Source organism: Allobosea lathyri (assembly GCF_900108245.1).
Lineage (GTDB): Bacteria > Pseudomonadota > Alphaproteobacteria > Rhizobiales > Beijerinckiaceae > Allobosea > Allobosea lathyri.
Window position 1 is genome coordinate 83,499 of record NZ_FNUY01000013.1, and the last position, 19,927, is coordinate 103,425.

Annotated in this window: 16 protein-coding genes; 4 read left to right on the forward strand and 12 right to left on the reverse strand. The window is 65.7% G+C overall.

Annotated elements, in window-relative coordinates:
* Positions 1-231: 231 nt before the first annotated feature.
* Complete coding sequence (locus tag C4S73_RS24005; RefSeq protein ID WP_103875108.1) at positions 232-876, forward strand: EF-hand domain-containing protein; 645 nt, start codon at positions 232-234, stop codon at positions 874-876.
* A gap of 49 nt (positions 877-925) precedes the next feature.
* Here the strand turns inward: C4S73_RS24005 and C4S73_RS24010 are convergent, their stop codons facing one another.
* The 11 genes from C4S73_RS24010 to C4S73_RS24060 form a co-directional block, all read right to left on the reverse strand.
* Positions 926-2,566 carry a GTP-binding protein gene (locus tag C4S73_RS24010; RefSeq protein ID WP_103875109.1) on the reverse strand — a complete coding sequence of 547 codons (1,641 nt, stop codon included), beginning with the start codon at positions 2,564-2,566 and terminating at the stop codon, positions 926-928.
* Positions 2,566-3,468 (reverse strand): sulfate adenylyltransferase subunit CysD, encoded by a 903-nt coding sequence (gene cysD / locus C4S73_RS24015; protein ID WP_103875110.1) that lies wholly within the window; start codon positions 3,466-3,468, stop codon positions 2,566-2,568. Before cysD ends, C4S73_RS24010 begins: the two co-directional genes overlap by 1 nt.
* Positions 3,465-4,295: a phosphoadenylyl-sulfate reductase gene (locus tag C4S73_RS24020; RefSeq protein ID WP_103875111.1), complete on the reverse strand. Its 831-nt coding sequence runs from the start codon at positions 4,293-4,295 to the stop codon at positions 3,465-3,467. The genes cysD and C4S73_RS24020 overlap by 4 nt, the downstream gene beginning before the upstream one ends.
* Before the next feature lie 169 nt (positions 4,296-4,464).
* Entirely contained in the window at positions 4,465-5,250 is a 786-nt protein-coding gene (locus C4S73_RS24025; RefSeq protein WP_103875112.1) for an SDR family oxidoreductase, read from the reverse strand.
* Between the two features lie 109 nt (positions 5,251-5,359).
* The gene (locus C4S73_RS24030; protein WP_200828088.1) at positions 5,360-8,863 is read right to left on the reverse strand and encodes an error-prone DNA polymerase; all 3,504 of its coding nucleotides are present in this window, start codon (positions 8,861-8,863) and stop codon (positions 5,360-5,362) included.
* Positions 8,860-10,410 carry a Y-family DNA polymerase gene (locus C4S73_RS24035; protein ID WP_103875113.1) on the reverse strand — a complete coding sequence of 517 codons (1,551 nt, stop codon included), beginning with the start codon at positions 10,408-10,410 and terminating at the stop codon, positions 8,860-8,862. Before C4S73_RS24035 ends, C4S73_RS24030 begins: the two co-directional genes overlap by 4 nt.
* Positions 10,316-11,131: an ImuA family protein gene (locus tag C4S73_RS24040; protein ID WP_146071481.1), complete on the reverse strand. Its 816-nt coding sequence runs from the start codon at positions 11,129-11,131 to the stop codon at positions 10,316-10,318. Before C4S73_RS24040 ends, C4S73_RS24035 begins: the two co-directional genes overlap by 95 nt.
* A 99-nt stretch (positions 11,132-11,230) precedes the next feature.
* Positions 11,231-11,497, reverse strand: coding sequence for a type II toxin-antitoxin system RelE/ParE family toxin (locus tag C4S73_RS24045; RefSeq protein WP_244595754.1), 267 nt, complete (start codon positions 11,495-11,497; stop codon positions 11,231-11,233).
* 28 nt (positions 11,498-11,525) lie between these two features.
* Complete coding sequence (locus C4S73_RS24050) at positions 11,526-11,768, reverse strand: type II toxin-antitoxin system ParD family antitoxin (protein ID WP_200828089.1); 243 nt, start codon at positions 11,766-11,768, stop codon at positions 11,526-11,528.
* Between the two features lie 97 nt (positions 11,769-11,865).
* Positions 11,866-13,614 (reverse strand): ABC transporter ATP-binding protein, encoded by a 1,749-nt coding sequence (locus tag C4S73_RS24055; protein ID WP_103875117.1) that lies wholly within the window; start codon positions 13,612-13,614, stop codon positions 11,866-11,868.
* Between the two features lie 112 nt (positions 13,615-13,726).
* The gene (locus C4S73_RS24060; RefSeq protein WP_103875118.1) at positions 13,727-14,818 is read right to left on the reverse strand and encodes a helix-turn-helix transcriptional regulator; all 1,092 of its coding nucleotides are present in this window, start codon (positions 14,816-14,818) and stop codon (positions 13,727-13,729) included.
* A gap of 228 nt (positions 14,819-15,046) precedes the next feature.
* Between C4S73_RS24060 and C4S73_RS24065 the strand changes: the two genes are divergently transcribed.
* From C4S73_RS24065 to C4S73_RS24075, 3 genes are read left to right on the forward strand one after another with little or no spacing between them, the layout of a single operon-like run.
* Positions 15,047-17,284, forward strand: coding sequence for a TonB-dependent receptor (locus C4S73_RS24065; protein ID WP_103875119.1), 2,238 nt, complete (start codon positions 15,047-15,049; stop codon positions 17,282-17,284).
* A gap of 3 nt (positions 17,285-17,287) precedes the next feature.
* On the forward strand, positions 17,288-17,662 hold the full coding sequence (locus C4S73_RS24070; RefSeq protein ID WP_103875120.1) for a hypothetical protein: 375 nt from the start codon (positions 17,288-17,290) through the stop codon (positions 17,660-17,662).
* 13 nt (positions 17,663-17,675) lie between these two features.
* Entirely contained in the window at positions 17,676-18,926 is a 1,251-nt protein-coding gene (locus tag C4S73_RS24075) for an MFS transporter (RefSeq protein WP_103875121.1), read from the forward strand.
* A 3-nt stretch (positions 18,927-18,929) separates the two neighbouring features.
* Here the strand turns inward: C4S73_RS24075 and C4S73_RS24080 are convergent, their stop codons facing one another.
* The gene (locus tag C4S73_RS24080) at positions 18,930-19,811 is read right to left on the reverse strand and encodes an AraC family transcriptional regulator (RefSeq protein WP_103875122.1); all 882 of its coding nucleotides are present in this window, start codon (positions 19,809-19,811) and stop codon (positions 18,930-18,932) included.
* Positions 19,812-19,927 lie beyond the last annotated feature (116 nt).

Consider the following 19,927-nt stretch of genomic DNA (forward strand, 5'->3'; position numbering starts at 1 on the left):
ACAATTCAGCCCTCATCCTGAGGAGCCGCGGAACGCGGCGTCTCGAAGGATGATTCAGGAGGCTCCTGAACCATCTGGAGCATCCTTCGAGACGCCATTCCTGACGAAATGGCTCCTCAGGATGAGGGCTGTAGGAATTTCCAAACGGGAGCTTAGCAGTTTACCAATGATTCACCCTGATGCTGACTGTCGCCGTCAATCGGCGGCATCAACAGCATCGGAGATGCATTCATGTCCAGCATCGGCGGCGTCGGTGGCCATCGCCCACCTCCGCCCGGAAAACCGCCGAGCTTCGAGAAGCTCGACAGCGACAGCAATGGCGCGCTCAGCCTTGACGAGTTCAAGAGCGGTGCGCCCAAGGAGGCCGACAGCGCCAAGCTCGAAGCGCGCTTCAAATCGATCGATTCCGACGGCGACGGATCGGTCACCAAAGCCGAACTCGACGCCGCCAAGACCAAGGCGGACAAAACCAAGGCGGACAAGGCCGAACAACAGCTGCAGGCGTTCCTGTTCTCGCTGCAGCCGGGCAGCACAGCGAAGGCGGGCGACAGCAAGGATGACAAGAAAGACATCTTTGCTCAGCTCGACGCCAATGCCGATGGCAGCATAGCCAAGGACGAGTTCCTCAAGGCGCTGTCCGCCGGTCAGAAGACGTCGAGCGACCTCCTGAGCAAGCTCTTCGACGCGATCGATTCCGATTCAAACGGCTCGATCACGGAAGACGAGACGAAGTCCTTCCAGGCGGCGCTTGAAAGGCGCGGCCCACCGCCGGCTCTACCCGCGACAGCCTCGTTGGGCGCCTCGCAAGCCTATGGCAGCACCTCCCAGCTCGGCGCGACGAATTCGGCCGGCACCGCCTACTCGCAGGCAGCGTAACCCGCATAGCCTGCTCAACGCCGGTCAGCAGAAGGCTGCCCGGCGCTCTTCAAATACCCGCCCCATCCTGCAGCGCCGCAGCCGGCCCCTTTCGCCAGAGCCTCGCATGCAGGCTGCGCAGGAGCGGCCGCAACGCAATGTCACCAAGCGCCAGTACGGCCGAAATGCCGAGCCGCCCCGTCAACGCGAAGGCTGCGGCGAAGAGGCCCATGGTGCTGAGCACGCGCCAGCTCACGGCGGTAAGCCAGGCGCGTCGGTCGGGGGTGCCGCGCCGGCCGACCACGCGAATGACATTTCGCCTGAGCTGCGCGGCCGGGCCGCTTTCGCCGATCCCGTCCGACCGCTTCGCACCGCCCTCGCCTGCCTCGACGAAACCGAAAGCGACCGTCTCGTTGCTGATGCGATCGATCAGGATGAAGCCGCCGAGCTCGTGGCTCTCGGCATAGGGCAGCGACACCAGCGACTTGTCGAGCCGCAGCGTCACGAGCCCGATGCCGTTCATGCGCAGGCTTTGCGCCGGTACAGCGCGGAAACCCTCGATATCGATGGCGTGATGCAGCGTCTCCAGCGTCGCATTGGCGCTCTGCGTCGCGAGTTTGACGAGAAACTGCCCGCCCTCCAGCAGAGCGCGCTCGCCGGTCCAGAGCAGGCGCGCCTTCACCGTACGGCTGACCGGGACAGGCCTGGTGGCGGCGGCGATGACATCGCCGCGCGAGATGTCGATATCGTCCTCCAGCGTCACCGTGACGGCCTGGCCGGCCGCGATCGTGCTGGTCTCGCCGACCGCCCCGATCAGCCGCGCGATCCGGCTGGTCCGCCCCGAGGGCAAGGCGATGACGGCGTCGCCAACCCGCGCGCGGCCCCGTATCGAGGCGCCCGCATAGCCGCGAAAGTCGAGATCGGGCCGGTTGACGCATTGCACAGGCAGGATGAACCCGTCGCCCTCCTGCTGGGCGGACGCGACCGTCACGGCTTCGAGCAAAGGCAGCAAGGCCGGCCCGTCATACCAGGCCATCGCGGCCGAGCGGCGCATGACGTTCTCGCCGTCCCGGGCCGAGACCGGGATGAACTGGATGGAGGCGAAGCCCAGGCTCCTGGTCGCCGCGCGATAGTCGTCGGCGATCCGTGTAAACACCGCCTCGTCATAGCCGACGAGGTCCATCTTGTTGATGGCGACCACGACATGGCGCACGCCGACCAGCGAGACGATGAAGGAATGTCGCCTGGTCTGCGGCAGCAGGCCCTTTCTCGCATCGATCAGGATGATGGCGAGATCGGCCGTAGAGGCGCCCGTCGCCATGTTGCGGGTATACTGCTCGTGGCCCGGCGTGTCGGCCACGATGAAGCTGCGCTTGTCGGTCGCGAAATAGCGATAGGCGACGTCGATGGTGATGCCCTGTTCGCGCTCTGCCGACAGGCCGTCCACCAGCAGCGCGAAATCGGGCTGCGACCCCTGCGTGCCGAATTTGCGGGAATCGCTGTCGAGCGCGGTCAGCTGGTCGTCGAAGACGGCGCCGGCCTCGTAGAGCATGCGGCCGATCAGCGTCGACTTGCCGTCATCGACCGAGCCGCAGGTGATGAAGCGCAGCAGCGAATTCTGGCCGGTCTCGCTGAGGCCGGATGCGTCATTGGCAGGCAGCAGCCCCTGGGCCGGGTTGACCGGTTTCTTCTTTGCGGCGGCGAGGCCCATCAGAAATAGCCTTCCTGCTTCTTCTGCTCCATCGAGCCGGCGCCGTCATGGTCGATGACGCGGCCCTCGCGTTCCGACGATCGGGACGAGCGCATCTCGGCGATGATGTCGGTGAGGTTCGTCGCTTCGCTCTCGACCGCGCCGGTCAGTGGATAGCAGCCCAGCGTCCGGAACCGGACCATGCGGGTCTCGACGGTCTCGTCGGGCAGCAGATCCATCCGCTCGTCATCGCGCATGATCCAGGCGTCGCCGCGCCTCACGACCGGACGCGGGGCGGCAAAATAGAGCGGCACGACGGGGATGTTCTCAAGCGCGATGTAGTCCCAGACGTCGCGCTCGGTCCAGTTCGAGAGCGGAAACACGCGGAAGCTCTCGCCCTTGTGCTTGCGCGTGTTGAACAGCTGCCAGGGTTCAGGGCGCTGGTTCTTCGGGTCCCAGCGATGCTCGGGAGAGCGTAGCGAGAAGACCCGCTCCTTGGCTCGGCTCTTCTCCTCGTCGCGGCGGGCGCCGCCGAAGGCCGCGTCGAACTTGTGGAAGTCGAGCGCCTGCTTCAGCCCTTGCGTCTTCATCACATCGGTGTGGACACGCGAACCCGAGGCGAAGGGGCCAATGCCGGCCCTGACGCCCTCCTGATTGATGTGGACGATCAGATCGAGCCCGAGCCGGACCGCCGTCTCGTCGCGAAAGGCGATCATCTCGCGGAACTTCCAGGTCGTATCGACATGGAGCAGCGGAAAAGGCGGCCTGGCCGGATAGAACGCCTTCATGGCGAGATGCAGCAGGACGGCCGAGTCCTTGCCGATCGAATAGAGCAGCACCGGCTTGTCGCAGGTCGCCACGACCTCGCGGATGATGAAGATCGCTTCGGCTTCGAGCTTCTGGAGATGGCTGAGCTGGATCATGCAAGCACCTGCGCGGGCTGGGACTTCGTCCGCACCAGCTTTCCGTCCGGCCCGACATGGAGGCCGCATTCCTTGGCCGCGTCATCCTCCCACCACCAGCGCCCGGCCCGCTCGGGCTCGCCGGGCTCGATGGCGCGCGTGCAGGGTTGGCAGCCGATCGAGACGAAGCCCTGGCCGTGTAGGGGATTGAGAGGGACGCGGTGTGCCTCCGCAAAGGTGAGCGCGCGATCCCGCGACCAGTCGAGCAGCGGGCTGACCTTGATCAGGCCCCTGCCCGCATCGGCCTCCGCCAGCACTACGCCGCCGCGCGCCGCCGATTGATCGGCACGCAGGCCGGTGATCCAGATATCGGCGCCGCTGAGGGCACGGCCGAGCGGCTCGACCTTGCGGATATCGCAGCAGGCTTTGCGAGCCTCGCGCGTGTCGTAGAAGCCGTTGATGCCATGGTCGCGGACAAAGCCCTCGACCGCATCGTGGCGCGGGTAGAAGGGCTGGATCCTGATGCCGTAGCGGGCCTCGGTCTGCGCCCAGAGCGCGTAGACCTCCGGGAAGAGCCGGCCCGTGTCGAGCGTGGCGAAGACGACCGGCAACCCAGCCTCGGCGATGAGATGGGTCAGGACCTGGTCTTCCAGCCCGAAGCTCGTGGTGAAGACGAGCCTGCCGGCAGCGCTGGACACGATGCCGCTGAGACGATCCGCAGCATCCGCCTTGCCGAACGCGTCGTTCAGTGCTGCCGCCCGCCGCACCAGCGCGGCTGCGGGCGCCTCATTGGCGCTCGCCTCGCTCTGGCTATGCAGGGGCACCGCGCCCCGAGGTTGCGTCGACATGATCTTGAGCTACGCAAAACGTTCGGTAAATCGAACGCTTTATGTATAGCCAACGGCAAATCGGATCAATTCACGGCAGGTAGCGTGATTTTTCTTATTTCACATCCAATGTAGAACAACCGTTTCGACCTATCGCTACGTCGCGCGAGAAGTGTTCAACCGCGGCCTGTCAGATGCCTCGGGTGGCGCCGCCATCGATGCGGATTTTTGCGCCGGTGACGTAGCTGGCGCGCTCGCTGGCGAGGAAGGCCACGACATCGGCGAATTCCTGGGCCGTGCCGTAGCGGCCAGCGGGAATCGTTGCTCGCGACGCCTTGGCTGCTTCTTCCGGGGTCGTGCCGGTGCGGTCGGCCGCCGCCTTGTCGAGCTGGTCGACGCGTTCGGTATGGATGCGCCCGGGCAATACGACGTTGACGGTGACGCCCTGCGCCGCGACTTCCGCCGACAGGGTTTTCGACCAGCCGATCACGGCCGAGCGGATGCCGTTGGACAGGGCAAGGCGCGGGATCGGTTGTTCGACGCCCGACGATGCGATGGTGATGATGCGGCCGAAACCGCGCTCGACCATGCCCGGCAACAGGCCCTGCGTGAGGTGGAAGAGGTTCGCAGCCATCGCCTCGAAATGCTTCAGCCAGTCGTCGCGCCCGGCCTCCCGAGCCTCGGCCGGCGGCGGGCCACCGGAATTGCCGATCAGGATATCGACGCCGCCGGCGTCCTTGAGCACGCCGACAAGCGAATCGACAGAAGAGAGATCGGCAAGATCGAGGCTCGCGGCGAAGACGCGCGCCCGCACATCCTCCGGACACTCGGCCACCCAGGCGTCCGTCGCTGCGACATTGCGGGCAGCCGCAATCACCGACGCCCCCTCGCTCGCCAATGTCCGGGCGATGGCCGCGCCAAGGCCGCGGCTCGCGCCCAACACCAGTGCGCGCTTGTTGTGAAGGCCGAGATCCATGCTTCGCTCCGTCGGGACGAGTCGGCGCGGCCAGGCCGCGCGGCTGTGATCGCTGATAGCGGCTCGGCCGCGTCGTGGAAACCGCGCAGCCGGGGTTAGTGCGGGACATTCAATGAAAATCGCGCGATTTCGGCAAAATCCGAACGTCACGCGGGTGGCGGCCACGGGGCAGCTGCGGATGCAGGAACTCGTCGGCCCGCGTCAGTTCGATCGTAGCGCGGTGCGTGTCTGACAGGCGGTCGAGATCGGCCGAGCGATCGAAGACGCGCTGCGCCATCAGATGCGTGACGCCTTCCGGGCTTTTCTGCACCCGGCCTTCGACGAGGAGAAGCCGCGCGCCCATGACCTCGCGGCGAAAGCGCTCGAACAGCCTGGCCCAGAGCACGACATTGCTGATGCCGGTCTCGTCCTCCAGCGTGATGAAGATGGCTTTGCCATTGCCCGGACGCTGGCGCACCAGAACCACGCCCGCAGTTCTCACCCAGCTCGCATCCGGCTTGGCATCCGTTTCCTCGCAGCTGAGGATGCCCTGCTTGCGGAACAGCGGCCGCAGAATGCCCATGGGGTGGCCCTTCAGGGAGAGCCGGACGGTCTGATAATCCGCGACGATGTGCTCCGGCAGCGGCATGGCAGGCAGAGTCATCGCCGGTTCCTCGCCCAGTTCACGGGCCTGAACGGCCGCGAACAAGGGAAGCGCCTCGTCATCGGGAAGGCGACGCACCGCCCACAGCGCCTCGCGACGGTCGAGCCCCAGCGAGCGAAAGGCATCGGCATCGGCCAGCAGGCGCATGGCGCGGGCGGGCAGATTGGCGCGACGGGCGAGGCTCTCGATGTCGGTGTAGCCTTCGCCTCGCGCGTCAGAGAGACGCTTGGCCCAATCCTCAGCGAAACCGTCGATCTGCCGCAGGCCCAGGCGTAAGGCGAAGGGGCTTGGCTTTTTCTCCGCCGTCATCCCGGGCTTGCCCCGGGATCCATCGAAGGGCGTTGCACTCGACGATGGATCCCGGGCATGCGCTTCGCTTCGCCCGGGATGACGGCAAGGCGAACACGGCTCCTGAGTTACTGAAGCCGCCACCTCCAGCGTATTGTCCCAGAAGCTGAAGTTCACATCGATCGCCCTCGGCTCGACGCCGCCATTTTCCTGCGCCTCCCTCACGATCTGGGCGGGCGCGTAGAAGCCCATCGGCTGCGAATTCAGCAGCGCGCAGGCAAAGATCGCCGGGTGATGGCACTTCAGATAGGAGGAGATGTAGACCAGCTTGGCGAAGGAGGCCGCGTGGCTTTCGGGAAAGCCGTAGCTGCCGAACCCCTTGATCTGGTCGAAACAGCGCTGGGCGAAATCACGCTCATAGCCGCGCGCGACCATGCGCTCCACCATCATCGTCTCGAACTGGCCGATGGTGCCGAGATTGCGGAAGGTCGCCATGGCGCGGCGTAGCTGGTTGGCCTCAGGGTCGGTGAATTTCGCCGCCACCATGGCGAGTTTCATCGCCTGTTCCTGAAAGAGAGGCACGCCGAAGGTCTTCTTGAGAACCGGAACGAGTTCGTCGGCCTTCCCGTGCGCGGGCGACGGCGAAGGGTATACAACCTCCTCTACGCCCGCGCGCCGCTTCAGATAGGGGTGGACCATGTTGCCCTGGATCGGGCCGGGCCTGACGATCGCGACCTGGATGACCAGATCGTAGAACTCACGCGGCTTGAGGCGCGGCAGCATGTTCATCTGCGCCCGGCTCTCGACCTGGAAGACGCCGAGCGACTTTCCCTCGCAGAGCATGTCGTAGGTCGCTTCGTCTTTCGTGGGCACGTCGGCGAGGCCCCAGTCGATGCTCTCGTGCTCGCGCAGAAGATCGAAGGCCTTCTGGATGCAGGTCAGCATGCCCAACGCCAGCACATCGACCTTCATCAATTGCAGCGCGTCGATGTCGTCCTTGTCCCATTCGATGAAGGTGCGGTCCTCCATCGCGGCATTGCCGATCGGCACCGTCTCGTCGAGGCGACCGCGCGCCAGCACGAAGCCGCCGACATGCTGCGAGAGATGGCGCGGAAAACCGAGCAGCCTGATGGCGAAGCCCACGGCCCGAAGGATGGTCGGGTTTGTCGGATCGAGCCCGGCCTGACGGACATGATTGGCCCCGATCTCCGTGCCCCAGCTGCCCCATTGCGTGTTGGCAAGCCTTGCCGTGACGTCCTCGGTCAGGCCCAGCGCCTTGCCGACATCGCGGATCGCGCTGCGCGGCCGGTATCGGATCACGGTCGCGGCGATGCCGGCGCGCTCGCGGCCATAGGTCTTGTAGATCCACTGGATCACCTCCTCGCGCCGCTCATGCTCGAAATCGACATCGATATCGGGCGGCTCGCGGCGTTCCTCGGAGATGAAGCGGGCGAAGAGGACATCGTTCTCGTTGGGGTCGACCGCCGTGATGCCGAGCACGTAGCAGACGGCGGAATTGGCGGCCGAGCCCCTGCCCTGGCAGAGGATGCCCCGGCTGTCGGCAAACTCGACGATCTGGCGGATGGTCAGGAAATAGCGCGCGTAATCGAGTTTCTCGATCAAGACGAGTTCCTGGGCCAGCAGGGCCTGGACCTTCTCCGGCACGCCCTGGGGGTAGCGCATCCGACCTCGTCGATGGACCAGTTCGGTCAACCAGCCCTGTGGCGTCCAGCCCGGCGGGACCGGCTCGTCGGGATATTCGTATTTCAGCTGGTCGAGATCGAAATCGATGCGGCCGAGCAGATGGCTGGTCTCCTCGATCGCCTCGGGCGCATCCCGAAAAAGTCGCATCATCTCCTTTGAGGGCTTGAGATAGCGCTCGGCATTGGCTTCGAGCAGGCGCCCGGCCCGCTCGATGGTGACGCCCTCGCGAATGCAGCTCAGCACATCCTGCAGGTCGCGCTGCTCGATTGCGTCATAGAGCACGTCATTGGTTGCCAGCAGCGGCGTGCGGGTTGCGGCTGCGATCGCCTTCAGGCGCGCGAGGCGGCGGCGGTCGTCACCCCTGCGATGCATGCAGGCTCCAAGCCAGACGGCGCCGGGGGCAGCTTCGGCCAGACGCGCCAGAAGGGCTGGCAACCCGTCATGGTTCAGGCCCGGCATGACGATCAGCAGGAGGTCGCGCGCATCGTTCAGGAGATCGTCGAGATGCAGGATGCAATCGCCCTTTTTCACCCCCTCCTTCAGATTACCCCGGCTGAGCAGGCGGCAGAGCCGGCCCCAGCCGGCGCGGTTGGCGGGATAGGCGACGATGTCGGGCGTGCCGTCGGCGAAGACGAGCCGGCTGCCCAGGACGAGCTTGAAGGCCTTCGCCATGGCCTGCATCTGCTCGGGAATGAAGGGCAATTCGGCGAAAGCCGGGTTCTCGATCCAGATATATTCGCCGGGACTGCCGCCCTCGCGGATTTTCTCCGGTTCCGGCAAACCCGTCTCGCGCAGATGCCTCAAGGCGCTCCAGGCGCGCACCACGCCGGCAACCGTGTTGCGATCGGCGATGCCGATGCCGCCATGCCCGAGCAGCAGCGCCGTCATCACCAGATTGGGACCGGGCGAAGCACCGCGCAGGAAGGAAAAATTCGTGGCGGCAACGAGTTCCGCATACATGTTCGCAATCTGATTCATGCGAAGAGCCCGTGCAGGAACCAGCGTGGCGGCTCGCATTCGGGCTCGTAGAAGCCGACCCGGAAGAGCCAGAAACGGCGTCCTTGCGCATCCTCGACGCGGTAATAGTCGCGCATCGGCTCACCCGAGCCATCGCGCCACCACTCCGGGGCGATACGTTCAGGCCCCTCGGCGCGAGCGACATCGTGGAGCAGGCGGCGCCAACGAAAGCGGATCGGCGGACCATCGGGAACCTCGGCAATCGCCTCGACAGGCTGCGGCGGTTCGAAGAGCTGGAGCGGGCGCGTCGGCGGTTCGTCCGGCGCAGGCGCCGGCCAGGCGGTGCCCGAAGACAGTTTCGCAGCGGCGGAGATCGCCTTTGCCGCCCGAAGGGGATCGTGGCTGTCCTGCGCCACGAAGCGCAGCACCCGGTCGCGACCGAAACGGGCGACCAGCCGGTCGACCAGATCGGCCACAGCCTCATCCTCGACCGCACGCCCGTCCAGGCTGGGCTGGTGGGTGTTCAGGGGCTCGCAGACCGGGACCGCGAGCCGGACCGCATCGAAGCCGAAGCCGGGATCGAGCGGGTCCGCCACCGTGTCGAGCCGCTCACGGTAGAGCCTGAGAATTGCCTTTGCATCGCGCGAGGGGCGCCCGGTCTCGACCATCAGCCGTCTGACCGCGCCATCCGTGCGAAAGAAGCTGACCTCGAAGGCGCGTCCGCCCTCTCCCCGCAATTCGAGCACCCGCGCGGCTTCCGCGATCAGCCGCGTCACGACCGTCTCGAGCCCCCCCATATCGAGCAGGGGTTCGGCGAAATGCCGCTCGACCACGCAATCGGGCGGCGGGCGCAATGGCGTGATGCGCCTATCCTCGCGGCCAAGCGTGCGCCGCAGCCGCGTCGCCACCTCCTCCTCGCCGAAGCGGGCGGACAGGGCCGAGGATGGGCGATCGGCAAGGTCGGCAAGGGTCTTCAGCCCCGCCCGCGACAAAGCGATCACGGTCTCGGAGGTGACGCCCAGCGCCGCAATCGGAAGCGGACGCGCCGTCGCCTCGTCTGCGCCCGGCGGCACGATGCCGCCCCGGCCGAAGCGGGAGATGGCGCGTGCCGCATCCGGCGTTCCAGCCACGGCGCTTCGGAGGGAGAGCCCGATCTGCCGCAGCCTGGCGCCGATCGCGTCCTGAAGCGCGGCCTCGCCTCCGAAAAGATGCGCGCAACCGGTGATGTCGAGGATCAATCCGTGAGGCGGATCGAGCGCGACCAGCGGCGTGAAGCGATCGCAGAAGGCGGCCAGGCGGTCGAGGAAGCGCTGGTCGGCTTCGGGCTCGGCCTCGATCACGGTAAGGTCAGGGATGCGCGCGCGCGCATCGGCCAGGGTCAGGCCACGGGTCAGCCCGAGCGCGACCGCGCGCTGGTCGCAATCGACGAGCCTGAGCGCATTCTGCTGTGTCTCGACCACCACCACCGGCAGCTCAACCCGTCCGGCGCAAGCCGGAATCCGGCGCTCCCAGCGCAGCCGGTCGATCGGCAGGAAGGGGAACCAGAGGGCGAGATAGCGGCGCGGCATCAAGCCTTCTCTCCTCGAATGATTGTCGGCCACGGTTCCACTCCACACACCACTCACGCTCGCTCAGGCCACCGCGATGGCGCAGCAGCCTGAGGTTGAAAGCCGGATCGCCCGGCGCGTTGGCCTCCAGCCCCCGCGAAAGCAGGGGGCGCACCAGCCAGCGGGTCCGGGCGGCGCTCGGCGCCTGGGCGGCCGCCACCCGCAGCAGCAGCGTGGTGACGCCGGACGTCTCCGTCGCCAGCGACAACCGCCGGCTCGCGGTCAGATCGAGCAGGCGCGGCTCGCCCCATGGCTCGATCAGAACGGCTCCCAGTCCCGAGCAACGCGCAGCCTCGGCTCCGGCCCGCAGCACTCCTTCCGCATCGCGCGCGCGCACCAGCAGAATGCGCGCCGGGTCGAGGCCGAGTTCGGTCAAGCCCGGTGCATGCAATCGCCCGGTCTCGGCATCGACGAAATCCTGCCTGACCCAGAGGATCGGGCGCTGCCCCGCCGCCCGGATGGCCAGCCCGACGGCAAACCCCGTCGCCGCGGCAAGATCGGCTGTTGCGGGCGCATAGACCTCATGCAGCGCCGCCCGCGCGAGGCCGCCACCCAGGGGCTCGTCCAGCGCCGGCGTGCCGAAGGTCACGCGCCCGATCGCGGCCGGCGCGGCACGCAACGCCGCCTCGGCAAGGCTGCGCCGCAGGTCCGACAAGGCGAAAGGGGCAGGTTTTTGGCTCATGACAGCAATTGTTCACTCTTTGTTCCTTTATAGAGTGCGCTTTGCGCCAAGGCGAGTCATCCTTGCGACAGGAGCGACCTGCATCGCCCGTGATCCTGACTAAAGCTTCAATGCCGAAAGGTGCCTGGCGCCGTGCAGCACACGTTCGATGACGAGTGCGCCGTCTCGCACGGCATGGAAGATGAGGTAGCGGCCATGGGCGGTGATGCGCACGCCCGCGCCATATTCCTCTCTCAATGCATAGGCTTCCGGCTGCAAAGCTATAATTTCACAATGAGCCCGAAGCTCGGCCACGAAAGCCAGAGCGTCGCGAGGACTGTCCATCGCAATGAAGAGGGCTATCTCTTCGAGATCGGATTCCGCCAAGCGTGTGAAACGGCAAGGGAAGCCCACCCTACCCCACCATGGATTTCAGCTTGGCCTCGATACGATCGAAAACTGCCGCCGCAGGGCGCGTTGTCCCATCGGCCCGACCTTCTGCGATGGAGCGCCGAATATCCTCGACGGATAACTGGCGCGCCAACTCCTGATCCCGCCGTATCAGATCCCGGACATAATCGCTCACGCTGGCATATTGGCCGCTGTCGATCCGGGTCTGAACCCATTCGCGCATCAGGTCCGGCAATGACACATTCATAGATGCCATGGCTCATCCTCCTGCCGGCAGGATGGCATTCTTTGGCATTAATTGCCACTGCAAGGGCAAGCCGATCGAGCTCGCCGGCCATCCAGGCCTATTCGGCGGCGGCGGTTCCTGTCGCCAATCGCAACGGCGCGACCTGGGCTTCGTGCAGCGCCTGATAGGGGCCGCCCGCATGGACCAGTTCGTCATGCCGCCCCTGCTCGGCGATGCCGGCCTGGGTTACCACCACGATGCGATCGGCATGGCGGATCGTCGCCAGCCTGTGCGCGATGACAAGCGTCGTGCGTCCCTGGGCGAGTTCGGTCAGCGAGGCCTGGATCGCCTGTTCGGTCTCGGTGTCGAGCGCCGAGGTCGCCTCGTCGAGGATCAGGATCGGCGGGTTCTTCAGGAAGATGCGGGCGATGGCGAGGCGCTGCTTCTGCCCGCCCGACAGTTTTACGCCGCGCTCGCCGATCAACGTATCGAGCCCGGCCGGCAGATCGGCGATCATCGTCTCCAGACGGGCGCGGCGCGCCGCCTCGTTGATCTCGGCCTCGCTTGCATCGAGCCTGCCATAGGCGATGTTCTCGCGGATCGTGCCGGCGAAGAGGAAGACATCCTGCTGCACGATGCCGATCTTGCGGCGCAGCGAGGCAAGGGTCAGCTTGCGGATATCCAGCCCATCGATGGTGATGGCGCCGGAATCGACCTCGTAGAAGCGCGGCAGCAACGAGAGCAAGGTGGTCTTGCCCGCCCCTGACGGCCCCACGAAGGCGATGGTTTCCCCCGCCCCGATCCGCAGATCGATGCCCGACAGCACGGGACGCTCCTTCGCATAACCGAAGCCGACCTGCTCGAAGCGGATATCGCCCTTCAGGGCCGGCGCGTCGATGGCGCCCGGAGCATCGGCGATATCGGGCTCGGTCGCGAGCAGCTCCTGATAGCGCCGGAAGCCGGCGATCCCCTTCGGATAGGTCTCGATCACGGCGGCGATCTTGTCGAGCGGGCGGTAGAATACGCCGACCAGCAGGAGGAAGCCGACGAAACCGCCGATCGACAGCGTGCCCTGCACGACATACCAGGTGCCGCCCAGCATGACCGCGAGCTGGACGAGGCGCATGCCGAGATAGTTGAGCGCCTGGCTTGCCGCCATGATGCGGTAGGCCTCGAGCTTGGTGGCACGGTAGCGGTTGTTGTCGCCGGCGAAGAGGCGGCGCTCATGGGCCTCGTTGGCGAAGGCCTGGACGACACGCATGCCGCCGATATTCTCCTCCAGCCGCGCATTGAAAGCGCCGACGCGGCCATATTGCGCCTGCCAGTTGCGCGTCATGCGGCCGCCATAGCGGGCCACGATGAAGCCCGCGAGCGGCACGATCAGCGCGGTCATCAAAGCCAGATGCACATGCACGCTGAGCATCAGCGCGAAGGCGCCGAGGAAGGTCATGATCGCGATGAACAGGTCTTCGGGCCCGTGATGGGCGACCTCGCCGATCTCCTCCAGATCCTTGGTGACGCGCGCGACGAGATGGCCGGTCTTCTGGTCGTCATAGAAGCGGAACGAGAGCTTCTGCAGGTGATCGAAGGCGCGCCTGCGCATCTCCGTCTCGATATTGATGCCCAGCCGATGGCCCCAATAGGTCACGATCGCCATCAGCCCGGTATTGAGCGTGTAGATCAGCAGCAGGACCGCGCCGGCCAGCATGATCAGCGGCCAGTCGCCGCGCGGCAGCAGGAGATCGACAAAGGCCTTCATCGCCATCGGAAAGCCGAGTTCGAGCAGGCCCGACAGCACGGCGCAGCCGAAATCGACCAGGAACAGGGCCCGATGCGGGCGATAATAGGCGAAGAACTCTTTCAGCATGCTGGGCTCATAGCAGGTTCCGGGCTCAAGGCGTCAGACTGTTGACGACACGCCGGCCATGCCTCCCGAAAGGGTATAGTTTCCGAAGTGAGGTGGTTTAACGCAAAAAGGCTCAGGCCGGCTCCGGCTGGGCGCCGGCCTTCACCTGCGAAGGCGATCGGCCAAAGCGCTTGCGAAAGCTGCGGTTGAAATAGGAGAGGTCGCCGAAGCCGACCTCGAAGGCGACCGTGCTGATGGTCGGCCCCCGCCCCTCGATCGTGACCAGACGGTGCCAGGCCCGCTCGAGCCGCCGCTCCAGCACATAATCCGAAAACGTCCGCCGCTCGCTCTCGAACAGCTTCTGGATGGCGCGCGAACTCACGCCGTGCAGGGCCGCGATCATGTCGATGCTCAAATCGCGCCGCTCGAGCCGCGCTTCGACATCGGCCTTGATGGCGGCCAGCCGCCCGGAACGCCGATCGATCGCCGGCATGCTGGCAGGAAGATCGCGCTCGGCCAGCATGATGCCGACGAGATCATGGATATGACCGATCGCGAGGCTTTGCAGGCCCGCCGAGTTGAGCGGCAGCAAGCCCCGCATCAGCAGCGCCCCATAATGCGCCAGCACCTGCAAACCGCGATTGCCACGCGGCATCGCCTGCATCAGGCCAGAATCATGCGCATCGTCGAGCGCCGGCAACCTTGTCGCATCCAGAGCGATGAGATCAATGCGGCCGATCTCCACGAGCGAGAACTGCGTCTCGCAGCCGACGCAGATGACGGCGGCCTCCCGCGCGCGCAACACGATCCGGCGGCCCGCCTGCTCGATCGCGACCCGCCCATCGGCCGGCCGCACCAGGACATGGCGCGGTGCCTTCTGCAGACCTGCTCCACCGCGCAAAGCTGCGCCGCCCTGCGGCCATGACCATCGCGGCGCCGGGCTGAAGCAGGACATCAGGCCGATATCGGGGCGCGTCGTCAGCACGCAGCGTGCGTCGAAGGGCAAAGACAGGCCAGCCCCGACGGCTTCGCGCGCGACACCGTGGCCCAGGACCTTGTGCGAGAGCGCGCTCGCTTCCTCGCGCTCGACCATGCTGGAAACCAGCCAGAACGGCGAGAAGGTTTCGCTCCCCGCGGCGTCGCCTCCCCGGGCGACGCCCGATCGGGAGCGTGTCGCTACAGCCACATCCATCGCTTTCGGCACTTCGGTTCGCCTGAGTCCCATGACCCGTTCGCGCAAGTCCAAGATTAAATCCCTGTGACATCGATACAGGAATTGAACAAGCGAGGCATCAGATATGCCAAAGCGCAGCAATGAACAAGATATAGCCTCTTTATTATAATTCTAAACAAGAAACACACGACAGACTCAAGTAATAACGTGCAGGCCGAACGGAGAAAAACTCCGCCCGACTCTCACGGATGCAACAGCCGGCGTTGACAGGTGCACTCCATGATCAGACCAATCTCCCTCGCCACCAGCGTCACGGCGCTTCTGGTGTCCTCGGTCGCGGTGGCGCAGGTTTCGCCCCAAGCCAATGCGCCTGCCGTCATCGACCTCGACACCATCACCGTCACGGCCGCCCGCGCCGAGCGCAGCACGGCGGAGACACCGCAATCCGTGCAGGTGCTCAACCGCGAGCAGATCGAGGAGCAGCTCAAGTTCAGCCCCAACGCCGCAGCCGCGCTCGGCAAGCTCGTTCCGGGCTATTCGACAGCGACGCAGACGGTCTCCAGCGCCTCGGAGAACTATCGCGGCCGCGACCTGCTGGTCATGATCGACGGCGTGCCGATGAACACGCCCTTGCGCGACGTCTCGCGCATCCTGGCGCTGATCGACCTCAATACGGTCGAGCGCATCGAGGTCGTGTCCGGCGCTTCCAGTCTTTATGGAGCGGGTGCGACGGGCGGAACCGTCAATTTCATCACCAAGAAGGCGACAGACGGCAAGCCGACCGTCACCATCAACACGGCCATGCGCGCCTTCACGCAAAATGTCGGCCGTTCGCTCGCGCCGGAACTCTCGGCCACCGTTTCGGGCAAGGTGCCCAATGGCTTCGACTATCTGCTCTCAGGCCAGATTCGGGGCGCAGGCCGCACTTATGATGGCGCGGGCCGTGAATTGCCCTCGGACGGCCTGCTCGGCCAGGGCGGCGGCGATCGCTACAAGGCCGGCAACCTGCTGGCCAAGCTCGGTTATGATTTCGACGCGTCCAAGCGCATCGAACTCAACGGCTCGCTGATCGCCTTCGACCAGGACCCGAAATACCTGACCAACTACGCCGCGCCCTTCGCGCGCCCAGACCGGACGAAGCCCTATACCGGCCAGAGCGTGCTGGAGGACACCAAGTCGATCTCGCTGCGCTACACCGACAGCGATTTTGCGCTCGGCAAGCTGAGCGTGCTGGGCTTCTACAACGACATCAAGAAGCGTTTCAATTTCTCGACCTTCTCCTATCCCTACAACTCGCAGGTCTATTATTCCTTCAACCCGGCATCGCCGACGAGCCCTGCCAACCAGACGACGCTCTATTCCCAGCGCGGCGGCGTGAACGTCACGATCGACACGGCGCTCGACCGGTTCCTGCCCGGCGCCAAGCTGACCTGGGGCGGCGACCTGATCCAGGAGAAGACCTGGCAGACGCTGACCAGCGGCCAGGACGTGTTCACGCCGCTGAAGCAGAATACGGCGGCGGGCTTCGGCCAGCTCCAGATCCCGATCGGCGAGCGCATCGTGGTGCGCGGCGGCCTGCGCTACGAGCATTTCGGGCTGTCGGTCAGCAACTACACCCGGCCAGCGGCCTACGCAGCCGTCGCCGCCAATAATGCGCTGGGCTACCAGCCTTTCGTGCTGCCGGCGCTCAATGTGATCGGCGGGGATTTCGACTATTCGGCGCTGACCGCCAATCTCGGCGCCACCGTCAAGCTGAGCGAATCCAGCGAAGTCTTCGGCGGCTTCTCGCAAGGCTTCGCCCTGCCCGATGTCGGCGCCTTCACGCGCCGCGCCGGCATCTCGACCGCCTTTGCCTGCTCCGTGGCGCGGCCTGACTGCCTGCCCGCCAGCCGCAGCACGATCAGCTACAGCTCGATCGCGCCCAAGGCGCAGATCGTCAACAATTACGAGCTCGGCGTGCGCGGCAGCTACGGCGCCTTCAAGGGCTCGCTGTCGGGCTATGTCAGCACGTCCGAAGACGGCGTGACCTTCGATTCCGTCACCAATACGGTGTCGCAGCAGAAGGAACGCATCTGGGGCGTCGAGGCGACCGGCGACTACGCCTTCACCGAGCAGTTCACCATGGGCACCGTCCTGTCCTATCGCGAGGGCCGCTACGATACCAATGGCGACGGCCGGCTCGACAGCGACCTGCCGAACAACCGCATCGGCTCGCCCTGGCGCGGGATGCTCTATGGCAGCTACCGCTTCGTGAACGGCGTGCAACTCCGGGTCGAGGGCGAAGCCTTCTCCGAGCGCGACGTCGCCATCGATCTGCGGGGCACTCACTACAAGCTCAAGGGCGCAGCCACCATGAACGTGGCGCTGACAGCGCCAGTGTTCTCGGGCGAGGCCTATGTCGCGGTGAACAACCTGTTCGACCGGGCCTATCAGAACCCCACGGCGACCTCGGTGCGCAATCTCGACAATTATGCCTGGGGCCGGACCGTCACGGTCGGCTTCAAGAAGACCTTCTGAGCCGTGGTCAGCCTCGACATCGACGCGGACGCGATCGTGACGCTGCGCTTCATGCCGCCTTACGAAGCGGAGGACGAGCGCGCCTATCTCGACGCGCTCGCAGAGATCGGCCGCCGTGAGGAGCCGTTTCTGCTCCTCACCGTCTTCGGCGGCGGGCGCGGACTCTCGCCGGCCGGCGAGCGCGAACAGGCGCTCTGGTTCAAGGCCACGCGGGTACGGTTCAGCCAGCATTGCCGCGCCTGCGCCATCGTGAGGCCCGACGCCAGCGAACGCACGGCCGAAACCTTCAGGAAGCTCTGGCCCTTCCCGATCTGCGCGGAACGGGAGGAGGCGGTCGGGCGTGCCTTCCTGCTTGGGCATAAGAAGGACATGACATGAGAGAAGGACTGGCATGAGCGTCTCAGTGACCTCCCCCGCTCAGCCGGGCAAGACGATCATGCGCAACCGGCTCTTTGCGGTGCTCGGCGGGCTTTATCTGGCGCAGTCGATCCCGTCCTATCTGTTTGTCGCCGCCCTCCCCCCGATCATGCGCGAGGTCGGCGTCTCGCGCACCGCGATCGGCTATATGAGCATCCTGCTGCTGCCGCTGGTGCTCAAATTCATCTGGGCGCCCTGGATCGACCGTATCCGGCCGTTCGCGCGGGCCCATCGCGCCGGCTGGGTCTTCATCACCCAGATCGGCGTGATCGCGACCATTCTGGCCCTGATCGCGGTCGGGCCAACGCAGGTCGGCTGGATCATCGCCATCGGCTTTGTTGCCTCGCTGCTGATCTCGACGCAGGACATCGCGACCGACGGCTATGCGGCGAAATACCTGCCGGAAGCCGACAGGCCGATCGGGAACGCCATCCAGGGCGGCTCGATCGCCTTTGGCGTCGTCATCGGCGGCACGCTGGGACTGGTGCTGTACCATTACATCGGCTGGACCGGCATGCTGGTCACCATCGCGATCATCTCCCTCCTGCCGCTCGTCGCGGCAGCGCTGATGCGAGAGGACGATCCGGTTCCCGATCCCGCCGCCAAGCGACCTTCGATCCGCGCCTTCCTCAGGCGGCCGGAGGCACGGCAGATCCTCTGGATCGCCCTGATCTACCGCGCCAGCGAGGGGCTGGTGAAGGCGATGGAGGGCTCATATCTCGTCGATGCCGGCATTCCGCTGAACCAGATCGGCTACCTCTCCGGCATCGCGGCGACGACGGCGGGGCTTGGCGGCTCGATCCTGGCGGCCTGGATGGTCAGGACGCGCGGGCTTGCCTTCGTGCTTGCCCTGCTCGGGGGCTTGCGCACCTTCTGTTTCCTGCTCTTCGCCGGCCACGCGCTCGGCGTCGTCACGGGCGCCTGGCCGCTGTTCGGAGCGGCGGGCTTCCAGACGCTGATCCGCTATATGGAAATCGTCGCGCTCTATTCGCTGTTCATGGCGGTGACGACCTCGGAGCAGCCCGGCACCGATTTCACCATCCTGGCCTGCGCCCAGCTGCTGGTCTATCTCGCGGGTTCGATGATGGCCGGCAAGCTCGCCGATACGCTCGGCTATGGCTGGCTGTTCTCGATCGCGACGGCGATTTCGGCGCTGGCGGTCATCGCCACGGTCAGGATGATCGCCACTACGGCCGCCGCACGAAAAGGCGCTGGCGCGGCGTGAACCTCACGCCCTTTGCGAGCGCTGCCAGGCGGCCGGCGTCTCCCCGACCACGCGCCTGAAGACGCGGGTGAAATGGGCCTGGTCGGAAAATCCGGCCTCGACCGCGATCTCGGTCAAGGTGCGATCGCCCGCGACCAGCATCTCCTGCCCCCGGCGCACCCGCGCCTGCAACTGCCATTGATGCGGCGGCACGCCGGTCGAGGCCTTGAAGGCATGGCTGAAATGGGATTGCGAAAGGTCGACCAGGGCAGCCAGATCCTGCAGCCGGATGTTGTCGTCGCAATGGGCGGACATATAGTCGGTCACGCGCCTTAGCTGCCATGTCGTCAGGGGCGAACGCTTGCGCGGCTGTTTGCGGCCGATCTGAAACAGGTCGATCAGCACGGCCAGCGTCAACCCGTCGCCATAGAGGTCATGGCGCGCATCGGGCTCGGCGCACTCCGCTGCGATCAGGCGCGCGAGAGCAAGGATGCGCTCGTTCGAGAACATGATCTTCGGCTCGGCCAAAAGGCTCGCATCGAAGCGCTCGGACAGGCGCTCGCTCACCTCCGCCGGGTCGAAATGCAGATCGAGATGTCTGATCTGCATCCTCTGCCGGGTCCGGCCCCAGATCGGTACGCCGGCGGGCATATAGGTTATGGAGCCGTCGCGCTCATGGCTCGTCGGGCCGGGCATATCCGGGCGAAGCCTCGTCTCGAACTCGCCGCCGATCTTGTCGAGCACGATGAACAGGCGCGGATGCTCCGAAACGTACTCGCCCCGCGCGCCAGTCCCGCATTCTGCATGCCAGAGATCAGCGACCACGCCGTTGAAGGCGCGCCATTTCAGCGCTCCGATGACGGTCACGCCCTCGCGAAGCGACGTCATGCGCGGCTGGAACGTCATCGGCCATCTCCTGGCCCGCCGCGGTGGGCGAAGCGGTGAAAATGCAACTATCGGCAAGCAATGATACGCCAGCACCCAGGAACGTTCAACACGCAACAGAAACGATCAATCCACGC

Coding starts and splice junctions, on each gene's coding strand:
- C4S73_RS24005 (WP_103875108.1), top strand. CDS start 232: ATGTCCAGCATCGGCGGCGTCGGTGGCCATCGCCCACCTCCGCCCGGA.
- C4S73_RS24010 (WP_103875109.1), bottom strand. CDS start 2,566: ATGGGCCTCGCCGCCGCAAAGAAGAAACCGGTCAACCCGGCCCAGGGG.
- cysD (WP_103875110.1), bottom strand. CDS start 3,468: ATGATCCAGCTCAGCCATCTCCAGAAGCTCGAAGCCGAAGCGATCTTC.
- C4S73_RS24020 (WP_103875111.1), bottom strand. CDS start 4,295: ATGTCGACGCAACCTCGGGGCGCGGTGCCCCTGCATAGCCAGAGCGAG.
- C4S73_RS24025 (WP_103875112.1), bottom strand. CDS start 5,250: ATGGATCTCGGCCTTCACAACAAGCGCGCACTGGTGTTGGGCGCGAGC.
- C4S73_RS24030 (WP_200828088.1), bottom strand. CDS start 8,863: ATGAATCAGATTGCGAACATGTATGCGGAACTCGTTGCCGCCACGAAT.
- C4S73_RS24035 (WP_103875113.1), bottom strand. CDS start 10,410: ATGCCGCGCCGCTATCTCGCCCTCTGGTTCCCCTTCCTGCCGATCGAC.
- C4S73_RS24040 (WP_146071481.1), bottom strand. CDS start 11,131: ATGAGCCAAAAACCTGCCCCTTTCGCCTTGTCGGACCTGCGGCGCAGC.
- C4S73_RS24050 (WP_200828089.1), bottom strand. CDS start 11,768: ATGAATGTGTCATTGCCGGACCTGATGCGCGAATGGGTTCAGACCCGG.
- C4S73_RS24055 (WP_103875117.1), bottom strand. CDS start 13,614: ATGCTGAAAGAGTTCTTCGCCTATTATCGCCCGCATCGGGCCCTGTTC.
- C4S73_RS24060 (WP_103875118.1), bottom strand. CDS start 14,818: ATGGGACTCAGGCGAACCGAAGTGCCGAAAGCGATGGATGTGGCTGTA.
- C4S73_RS24065 (WP_103875119.1), top strand. CDS start 15,047: ATGATCAGACCAATCTCCCTCGCCACCAGCGTCACGGCGCTTCTGGTG.
- C4S73_RS24075 (WP_103875121.1), top strand. CDS start 17,676: ATGAGCGTCTCAGTGACCTCCCCCGCTCAGCCGGGCAAGACGATCATG.
- C4S73_RS24080 (WP_103875122.1), bottom strand. CDS start 19,811: ATGACGTTCCAGCCGCGCATGACGTCGCTTCGCGAGGGCGTGACCGTC.